18 protein-coding genes are annotated in these 26,785 nt (G+C 55.6%); all 18 read right to left on the bottom strand.

The window, feature by feature from the left end:
* Positions 1 to 158 precede the first annotated feature (158 nt).
* The 18 genes from HHO50_RS09490 to HHO50_RS09575 all read right to left on the bottom strand — a co-directional run bounded on the left by HHO50_RS09490 (position 159) and on the right by HHO50_RS09575 (position 26,594).
* Positions 159 to 710 carry a cob(I)yrinic acid a,c-diamide adenosyltransferase gene (locus HHO50_RS09490; RefSeq protein ID WP_181305777.1) on the bottom strand — a complete coding sequence of 184 codons (552 nt, stop codon included), beginning with the start codon at positions 708 to 710 and terminating at the stop codon, positions 159 to 161.
* Positions 707 to 1,441: an ABC transporter ATP-binding protein gene (locus HHO50_RS09495; RefSeq protein ID WP_219921501.1), complete on the bottom strand. Its 735-nt coding sequence runs from the start codon at positions 1,439 to 1,441 to the stop codon at positions 707 to 709. Before HHO50_RS09495 ends, HHO50_RS09490 begins: the two co-directional genes overlap by 4 nt.
* A 9-nt stretch (positions 1,442 to 1,450) precedes the next feature.
* A complete protein-coding gene (locus HHO50_RS09500; protein WP_181305778.1) occupies positions 1,451 to 4,498 on the bottom strand; it encodes a hypothetical protein in 3,048 nt (1,015 codons plus the stop codon).
* A gap of 6 nt (positions 4,499 to 4,504) precedes the next feature.
* Complete coding sequence (gatC, locus tag HHO50_RS09505; RefSeq protein ID WP_062542451.1) at positions 4,505 to 4,792, bottom strand: Asp-tRNA(Asn)/Glu-tRNA(Gln) amidotransferase subunit GatC; 288 nt, start codon at positions 4,790 to 4,792, stop codon at positions 4,505 to 4,507.
* Positions 4,740 to 5,534 carry a 1-acyl-sn-glycerol-3-phosphate acyltransferase gene (locus tag HHO50_RS09510; RefSeq protein ID WP_181305779.1) on the bottom strand — a complete coding sequence of 265 codons (795 nt, stop codon included), beginning with the start codon at positions 5,532 to 5,534 and terminating at the stop codon, positions 4,740 to 4,742. The genes gatC and HHO50_RS09510 overlap by 53 nt, the downstream gene beginning before the upstream one ends.
* Positions 5,535 to 5,668: 134 nt before the next feature.
* The gene (locus HHO50_RS09515; RefSeq protein WP_181305780.1) at positions 5,669 to 6,247 is read right to left on the bottom strand and encodes an NUDIX hydrolase; all 579 of its coding nucleotides are present in this window, start codon (positions 6,245 to 6,247) and stop codon (positions 5,669 to 5,671) included.
* Between the two features lie 111 nt (positions 6,248 to 6,358).
* Complete coding sequence (locus HHO50_RS09520) at positions 6,359 to 6,745, bottom strand: type II toxin-antitoxin system death-on-curing family toxin (protein WP_181305781.1); 387 nt, start codon at positions 6,743 to 6,745, stop codon at positions 6,359 to 6,361.
* Positions 6,742 to 6,930 (bottom strand): hypothetical protein, encoded by a 189-nt coding sequence (locus tag HHO50_RS09525; protein WP_181305782.1) that lies wholly within the window; start codon positions 6,928 to 6,930, stop codon positions 6,742 to 6,744. The genes HHO50_RS09520 and HHO50_RS09525 overlap by 4 nt, the downstream gene beginning before the upstream one ends.
* A gap of 107 nt (positions 6,931 to 7,037) precedes the next feature.
* Positions 7,038 to 8,174 (bottom strand): N-acetyl-alpha-D-glucosaminyl L-malate synthase BshA, encoded by a 1,137-nt coding sequence (gene bshA, locus HHO50_RS09530; RefSeq protein WP_181305783.1) that lies wholly within the window; start codon positions 8,172 to 8,174, stop codon positions 7,038 to 7,040.
* A gap of 22 nt (positions 8,175 to 8,196) precedes the next feature.
* Complete coding sequence (locus tag HHO50_RS09535; RefSeq protein WP_181305784.1) at positions 8,197 to 11,151, bottom strand: glycoside hydrolase family 3 N-terminal domain-containing protein; 2,955 nt, start codon at positions 11,149 to 11,151, stop codon at positions 8,197 to 8,199.
* A gap of 651 nt (positions 11,152 to 11,802) precedes the next feature.
* Complete coding sequence (locus tag HHO50_RS09540) at positions 11,803 to 12,594, bottom strand: dienelactone hydrolase family protein (protein ID WP_181305785.1); 792 nt, start codon at positions 12,592 to 12,594, stop codon at positions 11,803 to 11,805.
* Positions 12,595 to 12,903: 309 nt separating this feature from the next.
* Positions 12,904 to 15,243 carry a beta-glucosidase BglX gene (gene bglX, locus HHO50_RS09545; protein ID WP_181305786.1) on the bottom strand — a complete coding sequence of 780 codons (2,340 nt, stop codon included), beginning with the start codon at positions 15,241 to 15,243 and terminating at the stop codon, positions 12,904 to 12,906.
* Positions 15,244 to 15,374: 131 nt separating this feature from the next.
* Positions 15,375 to 17,126, bottom strand: a complete 1,752-nt coding sequence (locus tag HHO50_RS09550; protein ID WP_181305787.1) for a family 43 glycosylhydrolase — start codon at positions 17,124 to 17,126, stop codon at positions 15,375 to 15,377.
* Entirely contained in the window at positions 17,123 to 18,481 is a 1,359-nt protein-coding gene (locus HHO50_RS09555; protein ID WP_181305788.1) for a glucoamylase family protein, read from the bottom strand. Before HHO50_RS09555 ends, HHO50_RS09550 begins: the two co-directional genes overlap by 4 nt.
* Before the next feature lie 237 nt (positions 18,482 to 18,718).
* Positions 18,719 to 19,990 (bottom strand): LamG-like jellyroll fold domain-containing protein, encoded by a 1,272-nt coding sequence (locus HHO50_RS09560; protein ID WP_181305789.1) that lies wholly within the window; start codon positions 19,988 to 19,990, stop codon positions 18,719 to 18,721.
* Positions 19,991 to 20,193: 203 nt separating this feature from the next.
* Entirely contained in the window at positions 20,194 to 21,828 is a 1,635-nt protein-coding gene (locus HHO50_RS09565) for a glucoamylase family protein (RefSeq protein WP_181305790.1), read from the bottom strand.
* Between the two features lie 278 nt (positions 21,829 to 22,106).
* Positions 22,107 to 23,597 carry a RagB/SusD family nutrient uptake outer membrane protein gene (locus HHO50_RS09570; RefSeq protein WP_181305791.1) on the bottom strand — a complete coding sequence of 497 codons (1,491 nt, stop codon included), beginning with the start codon at positions 23,595 to 23,597 and terminating at the stop codon, positions 22,107 to 22,109.
* A gap of 6 nt (positions 23,598 to 23,603) precedes the next feature.
* Positions 23,604 to 26,594, bottom strand: coding sequence for a TonB-dependent receptor (locus HHO50_RS09575; RefSeq protein WP_181305792.1), 2,991 nt, complete (start codon positions 26,592 to 26,594; stop codon positions 23,604 to 23,606).
* Positions 26,595 to 26,785: the final 191 nt, after the last annotated feature.

Here is a 26,785-nt window from a genome sequence, read left to right on the forward strand (position 1 = left end):
TAAATTTCATCTTTGCGCTACGGGCCATAGAAAGAACCTGCGTTCGTCTTTCTATGGCCCGTAGCGCCGCTACGCGGCTCAAAAAACGCTTCCGCAGAACCTTTCTCTGACTAGTTGAGCCAGCAAACCTGAAATTTAAACAAGCTCTAAAAAAAGCCTCACATACGAGGCTTCCAGGTAATTTCTTTGACTCCCAGCTCAAACCCGATGGTGCGGCTCAGCACAAAGAGAAAGTCAGATAGGCGGTTGAGGTATTGCACCACCAGGTCATCTACGTGCGATTCTTCCTGTAGCGCAATCACCAGGCGCTCGGCACGGCGGCAAACGGTACGGGCCACGTGGCAAAACGAAACGGCCGGGTGGCCGCCGGGCAAAATGAAGTTGCGGAGAGGCGGTAGTTGCTCATCCATCAGATCCATCTGCTCTTCCAGCAGTTTTATGTCGCCTTGGTGGAGGTCTGGGGTCTGGACTTTGCCTTCTTTCACCGGGTCAGTGGCCAGGGTAGAACCGATGGTAAACAGGCGGTCTTGTATCTCAGAGAATAAAGCCTGCCGTTTCTGATTCACATCCTGGTCACGTACCACGCCCAGAAACGAGTTCAGCTCGTCTACGGTGCCATACGCCTCAATGCGTAGGTGTGATTTCTTTACCCGGGTACCGCCAATGAGGGAGGTTTCGCCTTTGTCACCGGTTTTGGTGTAAATTTTCATTCAGAGGTGTTCAAAGCGGCCGCCTGTAGGGCAGGCACCGTAATGTTCTGGTTCATTTCATCAGACTCTATCAGCCCGTCGCGCAGGCGCACAATGCGGTGGGCGTAATGGGCGATGTCGTCTTCGTGGGTTACCATGATAATGGTGTTGCCTTTGGCGTGCAGGGCCTCAAACAAACCCATGATCTCGTAAGAAGTCTTGGTGTCAAGGTTACCGGTAGGCTCATCGGCTAGAATAATGCTGGGGTCATTCACCAGTGCCCGGGCAATGGCCACGCGTTGGCGCTGCCCGCCCGAAAGCTCGTTGGGTTTATGCTGCGCTCTGGAACCCAGCCCCACGCTGTTCAACGCTTCCATGGCCCGTTCATTGCGCTCAGATTTGCCGTAACCGGCGTAAATCAAAGGCAAAGCCACGTTGTCCAGCGAAGAGGAGCGGGGTAGTAAGTTGAACGTCTGGAACACGAACCCAATCTCTTTGTTGCGCACCGTCGCCAGTTCATTGTCGGCCATGTTGCTGACGTCGTTGCCGTTCAGAATATAGGTGCCCGAGGTAGGGGTGTCCAGACAACCCACAATGTTCATGAGCGTGGATTTACCCGAGCCGGATGGGCCCATGAACGCCACATATTCGCCTTTCTTTATCTCAATGGAAATAGACCGCAGGGCATGAATGGTTTCAGTCCCCATCTGGTACATCTTGGAGATATTCTCGGTTTTAATGATGGTGCTCATACGGTTTCTTTATTGCCATTCCTGCTGCAGGGCCTCGCTGGCCTGCAATTGGGGGGCTATTTCTTTTCTAAAAGTAAGGTATTCCTGAGGACTTACCAAAGGTTCCAACTGCTCCAGGCCTTGCAGCGCATAGTCGCGTAAACCTTGGCTCAACGCCACTTTCACGTAGGCTTTGCGCAACGTTACCGAGGTGGGATTATACCCGATGCCTTCCAGCAAAAGGTCATACGCCCGCATGGGTTGCTTTTGGCCGATAAAGAAATCGGCGGCGGCCAACTGCCCTTTTTCAAACCAAGGTGCCCGTTGCAGTAGCTGGTTGAATAGATTAGTCGCGGCTTTGGCATTATTATTACGCTGGGCCAGCAAAGCCTGGTAATAAAGTTTAAATCCCGCATCTTGCGGACTGAAATAGAGCGTAGGCAACTGCGACGTCAATTCCTGTACTTGTCCGTTTTTCCACCACAACTCCGCCTGCAACACATTGGCTTCTGATTTCAGGCTGTTTTTAGGGAAACTGGCCGGAAAATGGATGCGCAGCAGATTCTGAGCGGTAGTGAAATTGTTTTCCTGAAGATACCGCTGAACCAAAGGCAAGGCTGCTACCGGGGCCAAGGCTGGGGTGGTAATGCCGTTCGCTACGTTCTCCACTTGTGCCAAAGGCAAAGAAGCAGCCCGTAACTGCAGGAACTGTACTTTCAGAGAGTCTGGGGCAGTGGTGGCTTGTTCGGGCGTTAATTGCGAGGCTATGGCAATTTGGGTAGCCGCCTTCTGCTGCCAAGATTCCGGAAAATCATTCGTGCCGAAGGCAATTTGCGCGGCCTGCTGGAAATTGCCTGCTAACGCCAGGGCCACCACTGCGTGCAAATGCGCATCACGGTAACCGGCTTGCCGGGCTCTCAGGAAGTAATCAGCGGCCAAGGGGTACAATTTGCCTTGCAACATCCACTGGCCCAGAATGTCATAATAGTAGCCCGCCGCTCCGCCGCTGTTGGCCGCCAGAAACTCCAGGGTTGCTTTGGCCTGCGCGGGTTGCGGAGCAGAGGCCGTGCCTTGGTGGAGCAGCAGCGACTTCACCAAAGTCAAGTCATCCAGAAACGCTTGGTTCTCTTCCTGCCGTAACAACATGTTGAGCCTGGTCAAAGTGGCCGGGTCTTTCTGGTTTCCCGCAAAGAGGTGCCGGTTATAGAAACTGGCGAAAGCCTGGGTGCTAAGCAGGCTGTCCTGGGGCAAGGGAGGGAGATTCTGCGGTGTGGCGGCACCCAAAGCCAGGGAAATAGCCATCCGGTTCGTGAGCAAGGGGCCGTAAGTGCCGGCCGCGTACTGCCGGGCGAACTCCTTGGCTTGCTGCGGAAATCCGTGGCTCGCTAAATAGGCTAATTGGTTGGCTTGTATTACTTCGGGTTCCTGGCTTTGGGCCAGAGCCGCGTCTAAGTAGAATCCTGCTGAGTCAGCGAATGAAGTGGTACCGTACAGCAGCCCCAGGTTGTTCAGCAGGGGCGCATGGGTAGGAAAATGTTTCACCGCCTCCTGTAGCACCCGCAAATGGTCGAACAGGTCTGAGGAAGACGTAAACAGGTTGGTCAGGCGCAGATAGCCTTCCGGCGATGGTTTTCTTTCCAGGGCTTCCTGCAGGCGGTTCATCTCCAGGGTACGCATGCCGCCCTGGTGGTACATGTCGGCGAGGGAGAAACTGGCGCGTTGATTGTTTCGGGACTGAACACTGGCCTCATTGTAGAATTGCTCGGCCAGGAGCGGCTGTTCTTCGGTTTGGCGGTAAAGATCTCCCAGGTAATTGTAATATCCGGCCTGGTGCAGGAAATAAAAAGAATAATTGCTGCGCAGGACAAGCACCACCAACAGAACCGTGCCCATGAGGTACACGGTGAAATAAGGCAGCTGGCGCGGATCATACACTACTTTGTAGACGCGCAATCTTTGCTTTAAAAGCGGCCCGAAGTTGACTAGCACGTAAACAAAGAACGCTACGCCATAAGCAAGATGCGTGAGGGTAACGGCACTACGGTAGGCTTGTACCAGGGGGTCATTGGCCAGAAGAAAAGCGTAGCCCAGATTCAGGAACGTAAGCATCGCCAGCACCAGGTACAGCGGAGCCGCCTCGGTCTCAAACCGGAAATACTGGGTGTAATGCACTTGCCGCTGCTTCAACCCCCAGAGGCCCACCAACGCCGAGCAGAGGAAAACCAGTAAGGCATCCAGCCCTGAAAAGTCAAACTGAATCATGCCGGTTTGGCGCAGATACAACAGCAGTAGGTTTCCCAGATACAGCACACTAATAAGTACAAACTGCACCAGCCCGAACCGGCGTTGCGGCTGTTGGGCCTGGGTATTGAACCAAAGCAGCCCGTGCAGGTTTTCATAGGCCACCAACACCATAAACAGCACAGAAAATACAAAGCTGGCCAGGGTGCTGTAGTTGACCACGTGTAAGGCCGTGAGCGGGGCAGGCAAGGGCGAGAAATGGAACAGCGCCAGACTTAAGAGCAGGACAAGCCCGCCAAAGGCCAGAAAACGCAGCAGAAAAGAGACTCTCGTCCAGAACGCCTGGAACAGAAAACTTCCCAAGCCCAAAGAACCCAGGGAGATGAGAAGTAAGATCCGGCTGTTTTGGGAAAAAATGCCCAATAAATCCAGGTTGAACGTGGAAAGCCAGAGCATGCCCAAGGTGGCCGCCCCGTAGTACGGAAGACGTTTCAAGGTGCTGGCGAGCGTCCAGAAGAAGGCCAGTGCCACGGCCAAACCGGCAAAATAAATCCAGGTAGCCCAGAGCGGAAGCTGCATATCGCCAATGGCATAGCGCTCCGTGACCAGATAGGCGTTCACTTCCACGCGCAGGGGCGTGAGCAGGGGAGAAGAAGGACGAAGGTGGGCCTCAACGGGAAACAGCTCCGCTTGTTTTTCCAGCGGAAACACCAGTTGCTGGCCCTCAAAGTACCCGTAGATGCTCAGGCCTGTGGTGCCCAGCACCAGCAATGCCAACAGAAAATACAGAAAACGGCGGCCGGGCTCTACCGCCGGCCAGAAAGAGAAAAGCTTCATTCAGGCTTACTCCAGTACTTTAGGAACCCGGAAGTAATCTGAGTCTTTGCGCGGGGCCAGACGCAGCGCGTCTTCATGGCGCACGGTGTTTTGCGCGATATCTTCCCGCATCACGTTCAGCTCTTCAGAGATATGGATGAGCGGCTCTACGTTCTGGGTGTCCAATTGGCGCAGTTGGTCAACCCAGTCCAGAATGTTGTTCAGGTCTTTGAGCATTTCCTGCTCTTTGGTCTCGTCAAACTCAAGCCGGGCTAAGTGCGCCAGCTGCCGTAAGGTTTCTATGTTGGTGCTCATGGTTTTTCTTGTCTAAAGTCTCTTGAATAATGGTGAAGGTCTGCCTTTTCAGGAACTCCAGATCCTTCAAAGTCATCCCTTCAGTGGAGATAGGCCGATGGATGATCATTTCCAGCGGATGGTACCGGATAATGAGTTTGCCTTTCACATCGGGCAGAAACAGGTGGTTGTACGGCATGGTGATAGGCACAACGGGTACCTGTTTCTCAATGGCCAGTTTAAACGGCCCGTCTTTGAACGGCAGCAGTTTGCGGCCAGATTCCGGGGAAATCTTGCCTTCGGGGAAAATCACCACACTGCGGCCCGCTTCCAGGCTCTGTTTGCTGGCAATGTACGCTTTGGCACTGCTGATGGGGCTGTCACGGTCTACTGAAATATACAGCGCCTCATAGATCTTGCCCCACAACGGCACCTTGGTCAAGGATTTCTTGCCCACGAAGTTCAGGAAACCCGGTACGGCCGCCAGAATCATGGGAATGTCAATGTACGAACTGTGGTTAGGCGCAAAAACGTACTTCTGGTTCGGGGCCAATTGCTCCACGCCTTTTACTTTCACCGGCATCAGGTACATGCGCAACTGAAACTTAGACCAAAGGCGGTTCAGATGGTGGGCGTGCTTCAAGCGGCTGGGCTTGGCAATGAGTAACCTGAAAAGTGGGTACGAGGTGAGAAAAGGTAACACAAACCAGGCGGTACACCACACCGAGTATGCTTTTTTGCCGATTCCTTTTAATCCGTTCATCTTTCCCAAAATTACTAATTATTAAGAAAAGCACCACATGTGCCTGCCGTCACTCCCTTTTTGGCCTGTTTTCAGAAAAACGGCTCTAAAACGGCAAACGCGCCCCGCCCAGACTTAGTGCCACTCACCAGCGTTTATTTGGGGCGGCGGGTTAGAAGGATCTTCTCGGCTTTCAGCAGACCGGCTATGCTAATGGCATCGGTGATTTCGCTGTCCATGGCCATGCGTACCGCCTCGTGCAAAGGCAATTTCCAGATTTTGAGGTCTTCGGTTTCCTCAAACTCGGTTTCACCGGCGGTCAGTTCCTCGGCCAGAAAGATGAAGCCTTCCTCATCGGTCACCGAGTTGGAGGTATGGATGCGGCCAATGTTCGTCCACTCAGCGGCGGTAAAGCCGGTTTCCTCTTTCAATTCCCGCTTCGCGGATTCCAGCGGGTCTATGCCTATCGGTCCGCCGCCCATGGGAATTTCCCAGGAATATTCATTCACCGTGTACCGGTATTGGCCCACCAGCCAAGTATTGCCTTCGTCATCCACGGGAATGATGCCAATGGCTTTGTTTTTCATGGAGACCACGCCGTAAATACCTCTGCCACCCCCCGGGTTGATGACCTGCTCCTCGCGCACGCTAATCCAGGGGTTGCTGTAAATGGGGGTAGACTCCAGGGTATTCCAGGGGTTTTCTAGCGAGTGGGGTGGTTTTTCGTGGTTCATGAAGGGTGCGTAAAATGCAGGATTGAAAATTGATTATTGTTTTAGGCCTGTTTTGGTAAATCTAGCCTTAAAATAGCTGCTGAATGTTCTTTGCAAGGTTGGGGTGAGTGGTTAGCTAGTGGGGGAAGGTACCGTTTTCTCCTCTATCCACTTTTTTATACCGTCAAACGATCTTTCTCCGGTGGCAATGGAGATGACAAAGGCATACTTCTCCTCTTGCGTTGCCTGAAGGTCAAGAGCAGACTGTAAAAGTAGGAGTCGCATTAGTACGTAACCGGTTCGCTTGTTCCCATCTATGAAGGGGTGGTTGAGTAAGATGCTTTCTATCAGGGCTGCTGCTTTGTCTGCCGGAGTAGGGTAGAGTTCCTGTTGGTCAAAGGTTGCGTAGGGCCGGTGCAAGGCAGCATCTAAGGCTTCTTCATCTCTTATTCCTTTTGCGCCCCCAAATTCCTCAATAAGCAGGGTATGGATTTGATCTACCTCCCGCAGGCTAATCATAGCGCAAGTTTTCTTAGAACCTCTCGGTCTTCATCTAGTATTTTTTTTAAATGCTGGGCGTTCCTGGTTTGGGTGGCCGTACCCTTCTCTACTTCCTGTACATAGGCAAGCACATGCTCCAAGAGGTTTTCTGGAACGTTATCCAATACTTTTATTATTTCCGCTTTAAGGTCTTTGGTGGTCACTCATCATTCCCTTTCCTAACTCTTTGATGTAACTACTAACGTAAAACCTGATTTCCCTATAAGTACGATAGAATTCTCCTGAAAGAGGGTGCCTTACGAAACAAATATCACACTCGCGTACGAACAGCCTCTGCGGCCTGTAGGTAAACATCCTCATACATGGGAACAATCTTGCTGATCTCAAACTCTTTGGCGCGGGCCAGGGCGTTGGCTTTGAAAATAGGCAACTGGCCGTCTTGCAGCAGGAACAGCGTGTTCTTGACCATGTCTTTCACATCGCCCACGTTGCTCACGAAACCCGTTACCCCGTGCACGTTCAACTCAGGCAAGCCACCGGCGTTGGAAGAAATAACCGGAACCTCGCAGGCCATGGCTTCCAGGGCGGCCAACCCGAAGCTTTCTTTCTCAGAAGGCATCAGGAAGACATCGGCAATGGAGAGCAGTTCTTCCACGGCCTCCAGTTTGCCCAGGAACCGGACATCGGCGCAGATGCCCAGCTTACGGCACAGCTTTTCCATTTTGGGGCGCTCAGGGCCGTCACCCACCAGCAACAGCTTGCTGGGCATCTGTTCCCTAACCTTGGAGAAGATCTTGATGACATCGCCAATGCGTTTCACCGCCCGGAAGTTGGACGTGTGTACCAACAGTTTCTCGCCGAACGGCGCAATGGCCGATTTAAAATGCTCTTTCCGCTGTTTCTGGAAACGCTCCAGGTTGATGAAGTTAGGGATCACCACAATTTCCTTCTCAATGGGGAAGTACTCATAGGTTTCACGGCGCAAGTCCTCTGAGACGGAGGTAACCGCGTCTGACTGGTTAATACTGAACGTGACCACCGGTTCATACGAAGCATCTTTGCCCACCAGTGTGATGTCTGTCCCGTGCAACGTGGTGATGACCGGAATCTGGATGCCTTTGGTCAATAAGATCTGCTTGGCCATAAACGCCGCCGAAGCGTGCGGAATGGCGTAGTGCACGTGCAACACGTCTAAATGCTCAAACTGCACAATATCTACCATCTTGCTGGCCAAAGCCAGTTCATACGGAGGGTACTGGAATAGAGGGTAATTGGGGATATTGACCTCGTGGTAAAACAGGTTCTCGTTGAAAGAATCTAACCGGGCTGGTTGGCTATAGGTGATAAAATGGACTTTATGCCCCTTCTGCGCCAAGGCTTTCCCCAACTCGGTAGCCACCACTCCGCTACCGCCAAAGGTAGGGTAGCATACAATTCCAATCTTCATGCTGTATAGGTTTGCCGCGAAGTTACGGGTTAGGGACTAACGATTGATATACTACGTCATGAATCCGGGTGCGGATGTTATACTGGAGCAACTTATCGTTCTCAGAGTCAGGGTAGACGCGGTTAGACAGGAAAATGTAAATAATGTTGTTCTCTGGGTCAAGCCAGGTACCGGTGCCCGTAAAACCGGTATGGCCGAAGGTGCTCATGGGGGCCAGGTCAGAGGTAGGGCCGTTTCCCTGGGGGTCTGGTTTGTCCCAGCCTAGGCCGCGGCGGCTGGTTTGGCTGCCGTTTTCAGAAAATTCGGTCACAACCGGACCCTTGAAATACTGCTGTCCGCCGTAGTTACCGTTCTGCAAATCCATCTGCATGAGAATGGCCAGGTCATTGGCATTGGAGAACAGACCCGCGTGCCCGGCTTTGCCGCCCAGCATGGCGGCGGTGGCGTCATGCACGGTTCCCTGCAACGGAACACCGGCGTTGAACTGGGAACCGGGAGCGGTAGGGGCAATCTGCTCTTTCAGGAATTTGTTCAATGGATTGAAGGTGAGTGTGGCGGCTCCCAGCGGGGCGTAAAAGTTCTGCTCCAGAAAATCGGGCAAAGGTTGGTTTAAGAGCCGCTCGGCCATGCGCTTCATGAGGTGCAGCCCCAGGTCTGAGTACTGGTAGTCAAATTTGCCGGTGGCGTTGCGCTTTCCGGCTAAGTCAGACTTCACGATCCATTTCCACACAGAGTCTTCCAGGCGTTGGTTGCTGTACACGCCGGGCACCACCAGGTTAGGGTAGGCCGCAGACGGAAGGCTGTCATAGTAAAGGGGGTTTAACGTGCCATTTTTCAGCGTTCGCGTCCAAAAAGGGATATAGGCTGCCAGACCAGCCTGGTGCAAAAGTACGTCCCGTACGGTGAGGGTGGCTTTGTTGGAGCCCTTCAGTTCGGGCAGGTAGGTGACCAGTTTCGCATCTAAATTGAGGCGGCCCTGGTCTTTCAAAAACATGACGGCCTGCAACGTGGCGGCTACTTTGGTAATGGAAGCCAGGTCATAGATGGTTTTCTCAGTAACGGGCTGGGTGCGGTCATAGGTGTAGTACCCGTAGGCTTTCTCCAGTACCACGGTGCCGTCTTTCACCACCAGCACCTGACACCCCGGCGTAGCGGCGTAGGCAATGGCTTCCAGGGCAATGTTGTCAATTTGTTTCAGGGTACCCGAGTTCATGCCCACGCTCTCCGGCACCGCGTATTTCAGGCGACTTAGGGAAGGGGTGGAGATGCCATCACCGGCCTTGAATTTAGGGGAAGCGGTGACCGGTAAGCGGCCGTGCGCCGGCAGCGCCCCAAACAGAACCTGCGGAATGACCTTACGGGTGACCTCATTGTCTTCATAGCCGCAGACCAACCAGTTACTGCCCTCAAAATTCTTGAGGCTGTACGCGTTGCCCATCACCACCACTACCACCTTCTTGGTAGGGTCACGCTGCAATGTCCTAATGAACTCTATGGCCGTGCCCGACAGATTGAAATTGCTGTTAGGGTTATTGCTAAGGTTGTGCAAAGACACCACCACCACGTCTGTCCCGGCCAGGTCTCTGGTGATACTGGCATACAAACTATCCGGCGCAAACCGGCTGGTAACCGCGAATTTCTTGAACGGGGCGTATTTGTCTAAGGTCTGGGAGAGTATGTTGTTCAAACCTGCGCCTATTGAAACCGAGGCAAACTCAGTCGTGTCCAGCACCCTGAAAGGCAGAAGGTCATTCTTGTTGGATACTACCGTGACCGCCTGCTCGTACAATTGCTGCTGTAGCACTTTGCTTACCGGGCGGCTTAGGTCTTGGGACAAGTTTTCTAGGTTGACAGGCGCATATTGGTTCAGCCCGGCCCAGTATTTGGCGTGCAGCATCTTTCTTACCCGCACTTCTATCTCCTGTTCGGTGATGGTGCTGTCTGCAATGGCCCGGCGGATGCTGGCGAAGGCTTTGGGCACATCCTCAGAGAATAAAAGGACATCATTCCCGGCTTTTAAGGCCAAAGCGTCTACCTCGCCGGGCGCATGGTAACGGGTCACGCCTTTCATGTTCAGGGCATCGGTAAAGACCAGGCCTTCATACTGCATTTTGCCTTTGAGCAGGTCGTTCACCAGGTAAGGCGATAGGGTAGCGGCACGGTTGGCGATGGAGTCTAGCTTGGGCACGTGCAGGTGCGCCACCATCACCCCCATCACCCCGGCATCAAAGGAACGCTTGAATGGATATAGCTCTACATCATCCAGGCGGGCCATGTCGTGCGAGAGTACGGGCAGGGAAAGGTGCGAATCGGCATCAGTGTCGCCGTGGCCGGGGAAGTGTTTGGCGACCGCAATGATGCCGTGGTCTTGCAGGCCTTTGATGTAGGCAATGCTGCGGGCAGTCACTTTTTCTTTGCTTTCGCCAAACGAGCGGTTCCCGATGACCGGGTTCTTGGGGTTGCTGTTCACGTCCACCACCGGCGAAAAATTCACGTGAATGCCCAGACGCTTCAATTTCAAAGCGATTTCGCGGCCCATGAGGTACACGTAGTGGTCATCGGGCAGCGCCCCCAAGGTCATTTGTTTGGCGAAGTGCATGCTGCTGTCCAGGCGCATGTCTAAGCCCCACTCGGCGTCAATGGCTACCAACAGAGGAACTTTGGAAATGCTTTGGTACCGGTTGGTCAGTTTGGCTTGCCGCACCGGGCCGCCTTGCATGAACATCACGCCGCCTATGCCATACTGGGTAATAAGGTTTTCTATTCCCCGTATATGGCTTTGCGGTTTGTTGGAGTAAGCGGCCACCATGAAGAGCTGGCCCAGGCGCTGGTCCGGGGTAAGGGTCTGGTACACACTGTCTACCCAACGTTGCTCCTGTACGGTAATGTTGCCCCGGCCTTTAGGGGCAAACCCCGACAAAGCCACCCAGGTGCCCATCACTACCAGCAGCAGCCACAGGCTATATCGCTTTAGCATTTCGCAACGCGTAATTTAATTTGAATAAAGTTTTCATAGGGCTACTTTCGCAGAGGAAAACTAGCCGCGGCTGAGTAGGCTCTGAAGCGTTTTGCGCCGGATTTTCAGAAAACGGCTTAAAACGGGATTTGTTCAGAACCACCCTCCCTAAATTTTGCCTTTAAGTCTATCCCTCAAAACTAGTGACCAACAAGGTCATGTAAAGGGGCAGAAAAGAGCGAAAAGCCAGAAGGCGAGGGAGGTTAGGCCGCCGTTTAAGCTCGTAATATTACTCAAAAATTTGCTTTAGTGCCGTAAAAATCTCCAGAGGAAGGCTCCGGTTGGGTTGGGCTTCGGTAGATGGGAAGGAAAACTAGGGCGATGTAGGCACACATGCCCCATTTTTTCCTTTTGCAGGGAGCTGGGAAGTACTAGGTGAACTTGGTAAATCTGTTTTGGGGCCGTTTCCCCAAAAACAGCCCCAAAACGGGTTTCGCGCCTGTTTGGATTTTGGGACTTGTGCGGCAAACGGCTGCCCGAAGCATTATTGACGTACCACCACCACGGGGCATTTCTTTTCCGGAAGCCAGCGGTGTAAGGTGTGTTCTGCGGAAAACAGCCCCAGAAGCTCTGCCACTTCAATACGGGCACAGCAGGCTTTGGGGAGATCAGTTACCGCTCCTGCGAAAACAGCCACGGCAGCAAGCCCGGCTCCGCGAAAGCGGCGTCCCAACTGTTGTGGTTGGCGTTGGGATAAACGGTGTGCTTCACCTCTTTGGCACCCAGGGCTTTGAGTTGGGCGACTACCCGCCCCGAGAGGTGCGGGGCCACCACGTCATCCTTGCCGCCGTGGAAAACCCACAGGGGCACCTTCCGGTATTTTCGGGCGTTGGCCACGTTGTCGCCGCCGCAGATGGCAAAGGCCGCCGCGAAGTACCTGGGCTCCCGCCTAAGCACCTCAAACGTGCCCATGCCGCCCATAGACAGGCCACCCACGTAGAGGCGCTTCTTGTCCACGTGTTTCTCAGAACGGGTTTGCTTCACCAAGTCCAGCAGCAGGCGCAGGGGGGGCATGGGGGCGCAGCCGGTCAGGAAATTGAAGTGCCGCTTGCCGCCGGGCTCGGTCACGATGTTCACGTTTGACCAGTAACTGTCTTGGGGGCACTGCGGGAAGATGACAATGGCCGGGAAGTTCTGCCTTACGCTATCCTGCAGAAAGAGCCTGCCCCCGTGCACCAACTGCGCTTCATTGTTGTCGCCCCGCTCCCCGGCACCGTGCAGGAAAAATAAAACGGGGTACTTCTGGGCGGGGTTGAAGTCTGCGGGGTACAGAATGCGGTACCGCAGCGTGTCAGATTTGGAAATGAACTGTCTGTGTGCATACTCGGGGAAATCCTGCGCCTGGCCCGGGTAGGAGAGAAGTGTCAGAAGCAGGCAGAGCCACCGGTGTTTTTTCGTTTTCATAAGATTTGGGGTTTGGGGTGAAAGCAAGGCGTAAGGACGATACTGGTCAGCGTTTTCCATTTTGGTTCTGGCGCAAGCGTTCGCTTGGGCCCAGACTGGCGGGGCGTTCTGTTTTCCGGCTGTTTTCCGGAATCAACCTGAAAAACGTTGGCCCAAGCAGACGCTTGCGCCAGGCAAGACTGCTAGGAATGCCCATTTCAAATAACTCTGAACAGGCTTTACTTCTTTGGCTTACTGTAAAAAGAATCCTGGGTTTTGGGGCCGTTTTCCCGAAAACGGCCCCAAAACCCAGGATAAAAACATGCTCCGTTATTTCACTAGGGTAAACGAAGCCGCCTGCACATCACGGGAGTTGGTGCCCACGTACACGTTGAAATCGCCGGGCTCGGCCACGTAGTTCAGGTTGAGGTCGTGGAACTTCAGGTCTTCCTCGCGAAGCGTGAAGGTGACGGTTTTGGTTTCGCCTTTCTTCAGGAAAATCTTCTGGAAGTTCTTCAGCTCTTTCACGGGTCTGGTCACGGAGCCCACCACGTCCTGCACGTACAGCTGCACCACTTCCTCGCCGTCTAGGTTGCCGGTGTTTTTCACCTGCACGGTGACGTTCACGGTGCCGCCCGCCTGCAGCGTCTTGCTGCTCAGGGTAGGGGCAGCGTAAGAGAAAGTGGTATAACTCAAGCCGTACCCGAACGGATACAGCGGTTCATTGGGGACATCCAGGTACCGGGACTTGTATTTGTCCAGCAGTTGGCCAGCATAGGGGCGGCCGGTGGCTTTGTGGTTGTAGTAAATGGGCACCTGGCCCACCGCCTGCGGAAAGGTGGCCGTGATCTTACCGGAGGGGTTGTAGTTCCCGAACAGCACGTCGGCAATGGCGTTCCCGCCCTCGGTGCCGGCAAACCAGGTTTCCAGGATAGCATCGGCGTGGTCGTTTTCCCACTTCAGGGCCAGCGGCCGGCCGTTCATCAAGACCACCACCAGCGGCTTGCCGGTGGCTTTGAGGGCCTTGAGCAAGTCCAGCTGGTGGCCGGGCAGGGTGATGTCGGCCCGGCTGGAGGCCTCGCCGGTCATGCCCTGCGACTCGCCCACTACGGCTACCACCACCTCGGCCCGCTGGGCCACCTGCACAGCTTCCCGGATCATCTCCTGCGGCGTTCTGGGGTCAATCTCCAGCATGCCGCCGTGGGCGTTGAGCCGTTGCAGCATAAGGGTGTCTGCGGCAATGTTGGCTCCCTTGGCGTAGGTGATTTTCACGTTGGGGCCGGCCACGTTGCGGATGCCCTGCTCCACGCTGATGGCCTGTTTCCAGTCGCCGGCGCCGTTCCAATTGCCCAGCTGGTCAATCTGGCTTTTCACCAGGGGGCCTACCAGGGCAATGGAGGCCGTTTTCTTAAGTGGTAGGGCCTGGTTCTGGTTTTTGAGCAAGACCAGGGTGCGGCGGGCGATGTCACGGGCCGCCTCTCGGTATTCCTTCTTGAGCAGGGTTTCTTTGGCGCGCTGTTCGTTGGCGTAGCGGTAGGGGTCCTCAAAAAGGCCCAGCTTGTACTTGCCTTCCAGAATACGGCGGCAGGCGACGTCTATCTGGGCCGGGGTGACTTTGCCGTCCTTTACCAGTTGGCCCAGGTGGTTGAGGAACACCTCGCCCACCATGTCCATGTCAATGCCGGCGTCCAGGGCCACCTTGGCCACCTCGTACTCGTTCTTGCCCATGCCGTGCGGAATCAGCTCGTTGATGGCGGTGTAATCCGTGACCACGAACCCGTCAAACCCCCATTTGGTGCGGAGCAGGTCGGTCATGAGCCATTTGTTGCCGGTGGCGGGTACGCCGTTGATGTCGTTGAAGGAGGACATGACGCTGGCGGCCCCAGCATCCAGGGCGGCCTTGTAGGGCGGCAGGTATTCGTCCAGCATGCGGCGGTCGCTCATGTCGGTGGTATTGTAGTCGCGGCCGGCCTCGGCGGCCCCGTACAGGGCGAAGTGCTTCACGCAGGCCATCACGGTGTTGTAGGCGGCCAGGTCGGTGCCCTGGTACCCGCGCACCATCGCCATGGCGATCTGGGAGGTGAGCCAGGTGTCTTCGCCGGAGCCTTCCGAAACCCGCCCCCAGCGCGGGTCGCGGGCTACGTCTACCATGGGCGAGAAAACCCAGTTTAGGCCATCGGCCGAGGCCTCATCTGCCGAGATGCGGGCACTGCGCTCAATGGCGGCCAGGTCCCAGCTGGCGGCCAGCCCGATGGGCATGGGGAAAATGGTGCGGTGCCCGTGGATGACGTCATAGCCGAAGATAAGCGGGATCTTGAGCCGCGACTGGCTCAGGGCTTTCTCCTGCAGTTTGCGTACCGCGATGGGGGTGAACGTGTTGAACACGCCGCCCACCAGCCCCTTGCTGATTTTCTCGTCCACGTTCTCGCTCACCACCGGGCCGGTCACCGTGAACCCCACCGAGACCAGGTTCAGCTGGCCTATCTTTTCCTCCAGCGTCATTTTGGCCATGAGCTCATCTATGAATTTCTTCATCTGGGCCGGGTTGGTGGGCGTATGCTTTTGCTGGACGGCCGCCGGGGCGGCTTTCTTGGTTTTCGCTTTCTGGGCGTGCAGCGGAGGGCATACCAAACCGAGGGACAACGCAAGGGCAAGGCTTATTTTTCTCATTCTCTGTAGTGTTAAACGCTTAAATCTGTACTCTTTCTTTCTCTTTTGCTCATTCTCTAAAGGCCTCTGTTCGCCGCGAGGCAAACCTGTTTTGGGCTCGTTTTCCGGAAAACAAGCCCAAAACACCGCACTTATTTTGACTCCAGCACCGGGCTTCGTTCCGAGACCCCGTTTTCGTTGATGGCCTCTATCTGGAAATAGTAGGGCAGGTCTTTGTCCATGCCTTTGTAGTAATACTCGCCGCTGCCGTGCACCATAATGCAGTTGTAGAGCTTGTCTGGGGCAATGCCCACGTAAATGTTGTAGGCGTAGGCGTCTGCCGACTGAGACCACTTGAGCCAGGCGCTGCGCTTGTCTTTCTGGGTGCGCAAGACCACCAGGTTGTTCACGGGCCGGGGCTTGGCGCCAGTTCCGGTGCCAAACACCCTGAACCCGCTGATCGCGAATTTGCCGGTGGGCATGTGCAGGTTCTCCAGCTTCAGGAACCGGGTCTTCACGGGTTGGGGTAGTTCCAGGTAGTCGTGGGGAACATCGGTCTTGTTCCTGCTTTTATCCACCAGCACGTTCCATTTCTTGCCGTCCCGGGAGTGGAGGATTTTGTATTGGTGGTACGTGCCGGTTTGTTTGCCCAGGAATTCGGCGTCCTGGTCGGCGTAGTTGAGCTGGATGGCCCGCACGGTGCTCAGAGCGCCCAGATCGGTCTGGATCCATTCGCCTTTGTCTCCGGTGGCGGCGCTCCAGTAGGTTTTGATGCTTTCGTCTACGGCATAGTTGGGCGCATAGGCGGCCAAGGTGGAAGACACCGTGACCGGTTTGTTGTAGTTGAGGAGCATCCAACCGGTGAAGCGGCTTTTGAGGTGGTCGGCGGGGCCCCCGGGCAGGTAGTGCGGGTAATCGCCGAAGGCGGTGTTGCTGTAGAGCACCCCGTCTTTGTCAAACCCGGCGGGCCACAGGCCCAGGCGGCGCTCAAAGTTATTCTTCACGGAGACAACCATGGTAGACACGTGCCACCAGTTGTTCCATCTGTCCTGGAAGGTATTGCCGTGCCCGGCCCCGCGCGCGAAACCGCCGGGCTTGTAGGCGAAGGGGTTGTGCGGTTGGGGGGTAAACGGCCCCAGCGGATGGTCGCTCACCTGCACGCCATCGGCGTAGCCGCTGAATTCAGTGCCGGGGGCGCCGTATTGGAGGTAGTACTTGCCGTTATGCTTGGTAACCCAGGCCCCTTCCATAAACGGATCCAGAAAGGTGTTGTCTAAATACTCACCGAAGCGCTGCCAGCCGAATTTCTCGTGGTTGAGGTGGATGAGCGCTTTCTTCTCGCCAATGGGCTGGAAGGTTTTCCGGTTGATTTCAATGCCGTACAGCGGTAACTCATTGCTGCTGCCCCAGTAGAGGTAGAGGCGGCCGTCGTCGTCCAGGAAGAAAGCGGGGTCCCAGGCTCCTACCTGGAAGGGCTCCACGGCTTCTTTCCACTCATTGCCCTTGGGGTTGGTGCTCATCCAGAGCGGGAAGTTCTTCTCATGGGTAGACCCGAAGACCAGCATGGTGTCGCCCAGCACAAACACGGCGGGGGCGCACAAGTCGTCATAGACTTTGTGGTGCGGTTTAAGGAAAGACTTGGACACGAAATTCCATTGCGCCAGGTCTGGGCTCCACCAGTAGCCCCACTGGTTGGTGGAGAAGAGGTAGTAGTCGCCTTGGTAGGTGACAATGACGGGATCTGCGGTGGCACGGTGCTTGCCAGACGCGGTGAACTCTGGGATGGGCGTGTAGCCGTAGTCCAGGTTCATGGGGTTGCAGTAGGTCAGGGGCTTTTGCTGCCCCAGCGCCTGTCCGGTACCCCCCACCCAAAGTAGGGCGGCTATGAGGCAGAGAATTCTCATTTGGCGGGCGCTGTTGGTAGTTGCGGGCTTTCAAAGCCCAGTTTCCTCAACCCGCTCTGCACGTCTTTGTCGGCCATGAACAGTTTCCAGAGCAGGCCGGTGCGGTGGTTCTCAACCATGACGATAATGGGGCCCTGGTCAATGGCCAGGTGGGAGTTGGCGTACCAGTTGTGGTGTTCACTGAAGGCGTCCACAAAACCGTACTCGCCCCAGATTCTGTCGCCCAGGGTGTAGTAGAAATGCTTGAGGGCCTGCATGGAATACTCAGGCGTGTAAGGGAACGCAGACAGGGCTGCGGTAGGCGTAATGACGCCCAGGTCTTCAGTGGGGGAGTGGGCGGCGTAGCCCCGGTGGCTGTCAGAGGCGGTTAGCCCCCAGCTGTTGGCACTGTAGCCCTTGTATTGCTTGGGGTTCTGGATCACGTAGGCGCGGTTGATGAGGGTGTGGTTTCTGTTCTGCTCCCAGTAGTCGGCGTAGTGGTCTTTGAGGCCGCGCGGGTCCAGGCCCAGGAAGGAGTAGTGGCTGAAGAACAGAGGGCCGCCGTAATCATAGCCCAGCGGGAGCTTGATGCCCAGGTACTCCCGCCCGTTGCGGAAGTGGTTGCTATTGGCCCAGCCCTGGTGGTAGACCTGCGGGCTGATTGAATATCTGGGAGATGCCGCCGCCAGCACGTAGGTGATCAGGCATTCGTTAAACCCCCGTATCTGGTGGTTCATGCTCCAGCCGTTGTTGGGGCTCCAGTGCCAGTACAGTACGTTCTGCCCCCCTTGGGTGTACCAGTTCCACTCAATGCCGTCCCACATTCCCTGGATTTTGCTGCGGAGCTGGTTTTCGGCGGGGGTGTTGCCGGTGAAATATTGCTTGGCGCAGATAAGGCCCTGGAACAGGAGGGACGTCTCCACCAGATCGCCGCCGTCGTCTTTGGGGCTGAAGCGGATCACTTTGCCGGTCTCGCCGTTTAGCCAGTGTGGGAACACACCGTGGAACATGTCGGCCTTCCAGAGGAAGTTTACGATTTTGAGCGTCCGCTCGGCGGCCTGTTGCCGGGTAATCCAACCGCGCTCGGCGGCTACTATGATGGCCATGACCCCAAAGCCGGTACCGCCCGTGGTCACTACCTCGTTGCCGTAGTCAAAGGAGGTGTTGCTGCGTTCCCGGGCCATGCCGCTCACGGGGTGCCCAAAATCCCAGAAATATTTAAAGGTCTGTTTCTGCACCAAGTCCAGGAGTTGCTCATCGGATAGGTTCTGGGGGCGTTGCAGGGCTTTTTTGGGGGGGGTACTGTTTTTACGTTGGCCAGTAGCCAGGTTGCCTACGAGCAGGCAGATAAGGAGGAAGACGGAAAGTTTCTTCATAGGTGGTAAAGGCTGATGGGAAGGAAGGTAAAGCAGTGGCTGCGGTACGTTTGCCTCCCGGGTAAAGGGTAAAGAGGGGAGTGCCGCCGGGCAAAGCGTTCCTGGCGCGGTTAGACTCCCCCATGAAAGAACTGGTGACGGGCAGGGGCTAAGAACCCGGGCCTTAGAAGTAGAAGGGCGTTTCTGGGCTGTTTTTAGTGAAACAGCCCAGAAACGCACCCTCAACTGGGCAGGTGGTTATTTTTCAGTGTTGTACATGGCCAATACCTCGGCCCCGGTTAAGGCGGTGTGGAAAATCCTTACTTCATCCAAGCTGCCTCTGAAGTGGTTGGCGGTGGTGAAATTATAGCCTCCCCAAGGCTCTGCGGCCCACAGCGTGCCTCCCCTGGACTGGTTGAAGCCAAGGGCCAACTTATTTTCCACTTCAGTATTGGCGTTGAATTTTATTCCCTTCACCGTTTTCAGTTTTTCGGTGTCTGGCAACAAGGTGAAATTGTCTTTCTCCATCAGCTCGCCGTTGATGTACAGGTACCTTGATTTAGTGGCGCTGTTGAACACGAAGGTGATGTGGGCCCATTTGTCTTTTAGCAAAGCGGCCACCCCGCCAGAGCCGGTAAGGTCTTTGCGGGTTTCAACCGCCGCCCATCCGCCGTTGGCGGCGTTTTTCCCGTCGCCGTTGAAGAAGAAGTCGTTGGAGCCAGTGGTTCCGTCTGCCCACTCAAACCTGTTCCCCATTTTAATGGAGCCATAGTCGCCGGCCACCTCCATGGAAAGCCCGTGGAAAGCACCCAGCCCAAACACAAAGTGCGCCTTAGGTTTGCCGCTGGCATCTACATGGTCTGTGGAGACCGCCTTCATCCAGAAACTCATGGTGAAATTAGTGGCGTTGATGAGTTGCGCGCCGTCGGGGATTTCAATGATGGAGGTGGTTCCGTTGAAAACGGCCGCGGCGTTGGCCTGGTTTTTCCGGTCTGGGCCGTACGTGATGCCCACCATGCCGCTGGACGGGGCCGAGAAGGAGCCTAAGGCATCAGCGGCGTTGCCGTTGAACGACCAATGCGCAATAACGCCGGGCATTGGGGCCGTACCGGCCGTGGTGAAGCTTTTGGTCATGGCCGGCAGGGTTTGCCCGTCAGCAGATTTCATGGCCCCAACGCTTAGGGTGTAGGCGGTTCCGGCCGTGAGGGTGGCAGACGGGGTAAGGGTAACCTCTGCCCCAGTCACCGTCACGTTGGCGGGCACGTTGGCGGTTTGGCCTTGCTTTGTGAGCGTTACGGTGGTGTTAGTGGCACTGGCGGGGTCTACGTTGGTAGAGAAAGTGGCTTTGATTGGGGCATCAGTAGGTACGTTGGTGGCGGCGGCAGAAGTGTTGAGGTCTACTGTGCCGACCATCAGTGACTGAAGCACAAACTTGGTTGGCTCTGGGGCATCATCTTCGCCACAGGCGGTAAAACAGAGAAAGGTGATGGCTGCCAGCCATAGTTTCCAGCGGTTTAATTGATTTTTCATGCAGATGTTTGTTTTTGATTGTATGGGTGGATGTATAAGAAGAATCTGACCTGAAAGCGTTTTCTCCCCGTTAGGGCCGGTTTACCCCAGAAACAGGGTTTCATGGAAGATTTACCTTGCTTGTTTGGCTCTGTGCCGGAAAGGAGCCTCTTCATCTGCCCCGGTAAACGGAGACGTTTGCCGGGACAGAAGCAATGGTATTGTTAATGGAGAAAGACCGTAAGGGTTTTGTTGACGGAAGCGTTCTTGAGCCGTAAGCGGTAGGTGGCCGGGGGCAGGGTCTTCCCGAAACGGACGGTGTGCAGGCCGTTGGCTTTGGTTTCGTTGGTCCAGATGGTTTCCACCACGGTACCGTCGCCTTTTTCTACCGTGAGCGTAAGGCCAGGGGCATTGTTGACGGCTACTTCCAGTTGGTAGGCATCGGCGTCTGGGTGCTTCAGGAGGTCTACCAGATTTGCCTGTACCTCCGGCACGGCCAGCGGGAAACCGGTCTCATAGACAGGCTTGGAGAGGTTGGCTTTGGCGAGCCCCGCCTGAATCTCCGGCAGGTTGGTGAAGAGCGACCATAAAAGCCCGCTACGGTAGTTCTCAATCATGGTCACAATGGGCCCCTGGTCAATGGCCAGGTTCTGGGTGCCCACCCAGTTCCTGGATTTGTTGTACGCATCATAAGGGCCGTAGGGGCCTATCATGGTGGTATTCAGGTCTTTGTAGAGGTGCCGCAGCACCTGCATGGAATAATAGGGGGTGTACGGAAAAGAAGACAGGGCGGCCGTGGGCGACACGGTGCCGTTGTCATTGGTGGGGCTGTGCGCCGTGTAGCCGTTGTAGGTGTCTGAGGCCGTAAGCCCCCAAAGGCTGGCGGAGTAACCGTAGTGCTTAGGGGCCGTGTGAAGGCTGTAAGACCGGTTGATGAGCGTATGCGTCACATTCTGCCGCCAGTAGTTGGTGTACTGATCCTGCAGCTGCCTGGGGTCTAGGCTTATAAAGGAGTAATGGGAAAAGAACAGAGGGCCTCCCAGCCGTTCCCCCAGATCAAGGGTATAGCCTTCATAGGTGTTGCCGTTCCGGAAAGGCCCGCCGCTGGTCCAGGTGTTGCGGTAAACGGTGGCGCTAACCGGGTGGGTAGGGGAGGACAAGGCCAGGACATGGGCAATGAGGCCTTCGTTCCAGCCTCTGATGGGCATGTTCATGTCCCAGCCGTAGGTTGGGCTCCAGTGCCAGTAGAGCAGGTTGTCGCCGCGGGAGGCGTACCAGTCCCACTCCACGGTTTCCCAGAGCTGGGTGATTTTGGTGCGGAGGGCGGCCTCCCTGGCATCTGCGCCGTTGAAGTAGGCCCGCGCGGTTAACAGACCGTTTACCAGAAAGGCGGTCTCTATCACGTCGCCGCCGTTGTCTTTCTGGCTGAAACTCATGACTTTCCCGGTGTTGCCGTTGATCCAGTGGCTCCAGACCCCGTGGAACCTGTCGGCCGAGGCCAGGAAATCGCATATCTTGTGCAGGCGGTCTACGGCCTGGGCGCGGGTGACAAAACCACGGTCTGCCCCTACCACAAGGGCCTGCACCCCAAAGCCCGAACCGCCGCTGGTGACCATGTCGCCGGAGGTGGTGCGTTCCCGGGCCATGCCTGAGGCCGGGTGGGCAAAATCCCAGAAATACTTGAACGTTTCGCGCTGTACCTGGTCCAGGAGCTGTTTGTCTTCGGCCGTGGAAGACGGGGCCAGGGTCTGCGGTTGGTCCGGGAGGGGGGCGTCGTTCTCTTTGCAGCCCTGGGTACTACCGCCCAAACAAAGAAGGGCGATGAGTACCAGAGGGAGTTGCTTTGCAAAATTCAGCATATGTCTGTTTGTGTTTGTTCTTAGCCGGTAAGCTCTAAGGCCGTTGGCTACTAAATGGGAATTCAACTTTCGCCTTGCTCAGGTAGGAAGCGTTTTAGGGCTCTTTTTTCAGAAACAGGCCTAAAAACACTTCCCGTCCCCGCCGAGCAAGGCGCCCCGCCCGTAGCCTGAAGCCGTTTCAAGGGTGGTTCCCCAAAAGCAGGCCTAAAACGCCGGTGTCGCTTAGGAGTGTAAAGTACAGGGGCAGGGAAGCACCCGCCTCCCTGCCCCTGTACGGGTTAGTAATTGGGGTTCTGGGTAAGGACTCCGGCAGATTTGTCTATCTCGCTTTGTGGAATAGGCATCACTTCATGTTTGCCGGTCACAAAGTTTTTACCGGCGGCGCGTAACACATCGCCGGCAATGCCCCAGCGCACCAGGTCATAAAAACGCTCGTGCTCCATGGCCAGCTCAATGCGCCGCTCCTGGCGGATCAAGGTGCGGAGGGCGGCCTGGTTGCGTTCCGTGATTCTGGGTAAGATGGCCGCGTTGTTGCCCCGGGCGCGGGCGCGCACCATCTCCAGGTTGGCCAAGGCGATGTCTGTGTTGGCCGTGCCACCCAGTTCATTGGCGGCCTCGGCGGCCATGAGCACCACATCCGCGTAGCGGAGAAGGCGGATGTTCATCCAGTACCCTTTCTGGTTGCCCACGGTGGTGCGTACGCTGGGGTTGGTGTACACCTTCTGGTTGTAGCGCTCGTTAGGCGGGGTGGTCTGCATGGTTTCCCCGTAAGGCGTGGTTTCGCCCCGGTACAGGATGGTGGCCTCCCGGCGCGGGTCGTTCGGCTCATAGGCATTGTGCAGGAGAAGCGACGGCGAGTTGAAGCCCCAGCCCAAGTCTTGCGCGCCGGAGCCCCGGAAACCCTGCACCTCGGCATACTGGGTGCCAAACTGGTTGGTGCGGGTGTAGACCGCCTGCACCTCAAACACAGATTCGCGGCTGTTTTCCCGGGTTTCAGTGAAAATCTGGTTGTACGGCACGCTCAAGTCATACATGCCCGAGCCCATCACTGCCTGGGCGCTGGACAAGGCCGCCCCCCATTTCTGCTGGTAGAGATACACTTTGGCCAGCATGGCCTGGGCCGTCCAACTGGTGGGCCGGCCGGCAAAACCGGTTCCCCAGGACGAAGGCAGGCTGGCGGCCGCAAACTGGAGGTCTTGCTCAATAAAGGCGTAAAGCTGGGCCTTGGAAGACTGCGGGATGTTGAAGTTATCGCCTTCGGCGAAGACTTTGTCTACAATGGGTACCCGGCCGTAGGTTCTTACCAGGTTAAAGTACAGATACGCCCTGATGAACCGGGCCTCGGCCTGCGAAGTGGTGTAATCTTCTGGGGTGATGGTGCTTCTGAGGGCCTCGGCCTGTTGGAGCACAATGTTGCATTTGCTGATAGCCGTGTAGTGCGCCCGGTAAAAATCTGTGATGAGGCCGTTGGCGGGCAGGATAGTGAAGTTGTCCAGGGCCAGTTGGTCGGCTCCGTCGGCCGGGGTGCTGCCTTTGTCGGCGTCGTCTGAGGTAATGCTGGTGATGCCCACGAACGCGAACGCGTGCACGCCCCAAGACCGCAGGTCTGAATACATGCCGTACACGTACTGGGTAAGCCCCCCGGCAGGGTACGTCTCGGTGGTGAATCTGCCCAGCGGCTCCCGGTCCAAGAAATCGTTGCAGGAGAGGCCGGTAAGGGAAAGTGACCCCAGCAGGGCGATGGAGGTATATTTAGATAGCTTTTTCATACAGACTTAGAAATTAATGTTGATGCCTCCGGTAAAGATGGACGGTACCGGATAGGTGCCGTTGTCAACGCCAGAGCTCAATGGCCCCCCGCCAACCTCTGGCGAGTACCCGGTGGCCTTGGTGAAGGTCTTGAGGTTCTGGGCGTTCACGTAGATTTTTGCCCCTTTCATGCGGAGTTTCTCCAGCACACCTCCCCGCAGGTTATAGCCCAGGGTAAGGTTTCTGATCCGGAAATAGTCTCCTTTCTCCAGAAAGTAGTCGGAGGGCAGGAAGTTCTGGGCGCGGGTGTTGTCTAAGATGGGCTCAAAGGTAGAGGTGCCTGGGCCGGTCCAGCGGTTAAACCGGCGGGCTTCGTAGTTCAGGATGGAGAAATTTTGGGCAATGCGGTTGTTGTAAATGTGGTTTCCGGCTACGCCTTGTACATCTACCCCCAGTTCAAACCCTTTAAAGGTTAAGTTTACGGAAGCTCCGTAGGTTAACTCTGGGGTGGGCGAGCCAATATACGTACGGTCTTTGTCATTAAAGATGCCGTCGCCGTTTACGTCTTTGAAACGGATGTCACCTGGTTTGGCGGTGGTGGCCTGTAAAGAGCCGGCTACCTCTTCGGGGGTTTGGAAGATACCGTCATGCACGTAGCCGTAAAAGTGACCGATTGGGTAATTGACGGACGTTCTGGAAAAGTTACCCGCAAAGATGTTAAATCCTTCGTTTTCCCCCAGGGCCAGCACCTCGTTATGGATGGTGGTCAGGTTGGCGCTCACGCTGTAGCCGAAATCCCCTTTCTGGTCGTTCAAAGTGCCTGAGAACTCAAATCCCCGGTTCAGAACAGTGCCGGCGTTCACTAAGGTGGTGGGAACGCCCACGGTGGCTTGGCGTTCTATGGTGGTTAAGATGTCTTTTGTTTTGCGGTTGTAGTAATCTACCTCAATGCTGAGTTTGTTGTTGAGCGTTACGAGCTCTACGCCCGCATCAAAGCCTTCAATCTTTTCCCACCTAATGCCGGGGTTAGGCACGTAGGCGGGCACGGCGGCTGGGTAGATCTGCTCCCCGAACACTGCCGAGACCCCGGTGTTTAGCGTAGGGTAGATGACGTAGTCGCCCTGTTGGTTTCCCTGCTGGCCCCAAGACGTTTTCAGTTTGAGGAAGTTGACGAAACTCTGGCTCTGCATGAAGTTCTCCTCACTGATGACCCAGCCGGCACCTACCGCAGGAAAGTTGTCGTACTGGTTCACGGGGCCAAACCGAGAGGTTCCGTCGCGGCGCAGGGACGCATTCAGCAAATATTTGCTGGCGAACGCGTAATTCACCCGGATAAACGTGGCTGCCAGGGCGTTTTCGCTGGCCCCGCCACCGTTGCGCTGGGTTTCCCGGTCATTGCTGATGCCCAGGTACCAGAAATCTGGGTTGTTGGGGATGGGGGTAGTGAGGCCCTGCACAGAACCACTCACGTTGTCATTGCCGCTGTACTGCATGGTGGCGCCCACCAGCACAGTTACATCATGTTTCTCCTGGAAGGTTTTGCTGTAAGTGAGAAGGTGGTCTTGCTGCCAGGCGGTGAAAGTGCTTTTGGATTGGTTAACCCCGCTCACGTCATTGAACTGGGCCCGCTGGTCACCGTACCCAATGGAATAGATGGGGGTATAGCCCCTGCTTTGGTTAAAGCCCAGATCTGTGAAGAAGGTGGAGCGCCAGGTGAAGTTCTGCAGGAACTTCACCTCAGCGAAGGCAGACCCTACCAAGCGGTAGCCGTTGCTGACGTTGGTTCCCTTGTTTATTTCCATGAAGGCGACCGGGTTGGCCACCTGCGCCCGCTGGAAAGCGGGCCCAGAGTTGTAGGCCCCCGTTTCATGGTACGGGTTGTACACGGGGGCAGCCCAAAGCGAACCTGAAATGCTGCCCGTGGCGGGGGTGCGGTCCCAACGGAACAGGCTCAGGTCGGCGCCTACCTTCACGTGCTTATTCACGGTGAACTCATCGCGCAAGTGGGCGGTGTATCTTTTGTAAGAGTCGTATTTCACCAGGCCCTCCTGGTTGAAGTAACTAAGGCTTAGGCTGGCCGAGTTGCGCTCCGAGGCGGTGGAAATGCTGACGCTGTTGTTGTTGATGAAGGCGTTTTGCCGGAGAATCTGGTCTTGCCAGTCCGTGTTGGCGGTGTAGCCGTTGAACTCAAAGTCATAGGGAGACTGGCCCAAGTTGGTGAGCTGCTCATTGTAGAGTTGCTTGAACTGGGCCGCGTTGGCCACCTCAATCTTCTGCCCAACCCGCTGAATACCCGCGTAGCTGTTCACGTTGATGTTGGTCTCGCCCTGTTTGGCGCGTTTGGTAGTGATGATGATCACCCCGTTGGCACCCTGCAGACCAAAGATGGCCAGCGAGGAGGCATCCTTCAGAATCTCCATGGAGGCAATGTCATTGGGGTTTACAAAATCAATGTTATTGGTGAAGATGCCGTCTACTACATACAGCGGGGAGACCCCGTTGATAGAACCCACACCTCTGATACGGATGCTGGGGGAAGAACCCGGCGAGCCGTTGTTGGTGATCAGCACCCCGGCCGCCTTTCCCTGGAGGGCGTTCAAGGGATTTGGCACGGGTACGTCTTCAAATTCCTCGGCTTTCAAAGACACAATGGAACCTGTCACATCGCGCTTCTGCTGGGTGCCGTAACCAATCACCACAACCTGTTCCAATTCATTGGAAGTGCTTTGCAGCTGCACATTGACGGTGGTTCTGCCGTTCACCGCTACCTCCTGGGGGCTGTACCCCAGATAGCTGAAAACCAGCACACCAGTAGAGGGCACATTGGCGAGGGTATAGTCTCCATTCACATCCGTTTGGGTGCCCAGAGTGGAGCCTTTTAGTTGAACGCTGGCCCCAATCAGGTTTTCGGGGGGAGTGCCGCTTGTGATTTTTCCTCTTACCGTAAGCAGCTCCTGCGCGTGCAAGGCTGGGATTAGGAAGAGGGAAAGCAAAATAGTCAGTAAGGTTTTACGCATAGTAGAATAGGTTAGGGAATGGAAGCTCAGTTTGCTTTGAATCTGATTCAAATGTCTTTACTTATCCGGTGTGAACCCAAAAAAGCACCTATACATGGCTACATCAGGTGAAAAAATGTTAAAATAAGTTGAATAAATCGGCTTAAAAGTAGTTTTAAGCCAAAATATAGGGTCTTATTTAACAAATTAGC

The sequence above is a fragment of the Rufibacter sp. XAAS-G3-1 genome, from assembly GCF_013623775.1.
Taxonomy (GTDB): Bacteria; Bacteroidota; Bacteroidia; order Cytophagales; family Hymenobacteraceae; genus Nibribacter.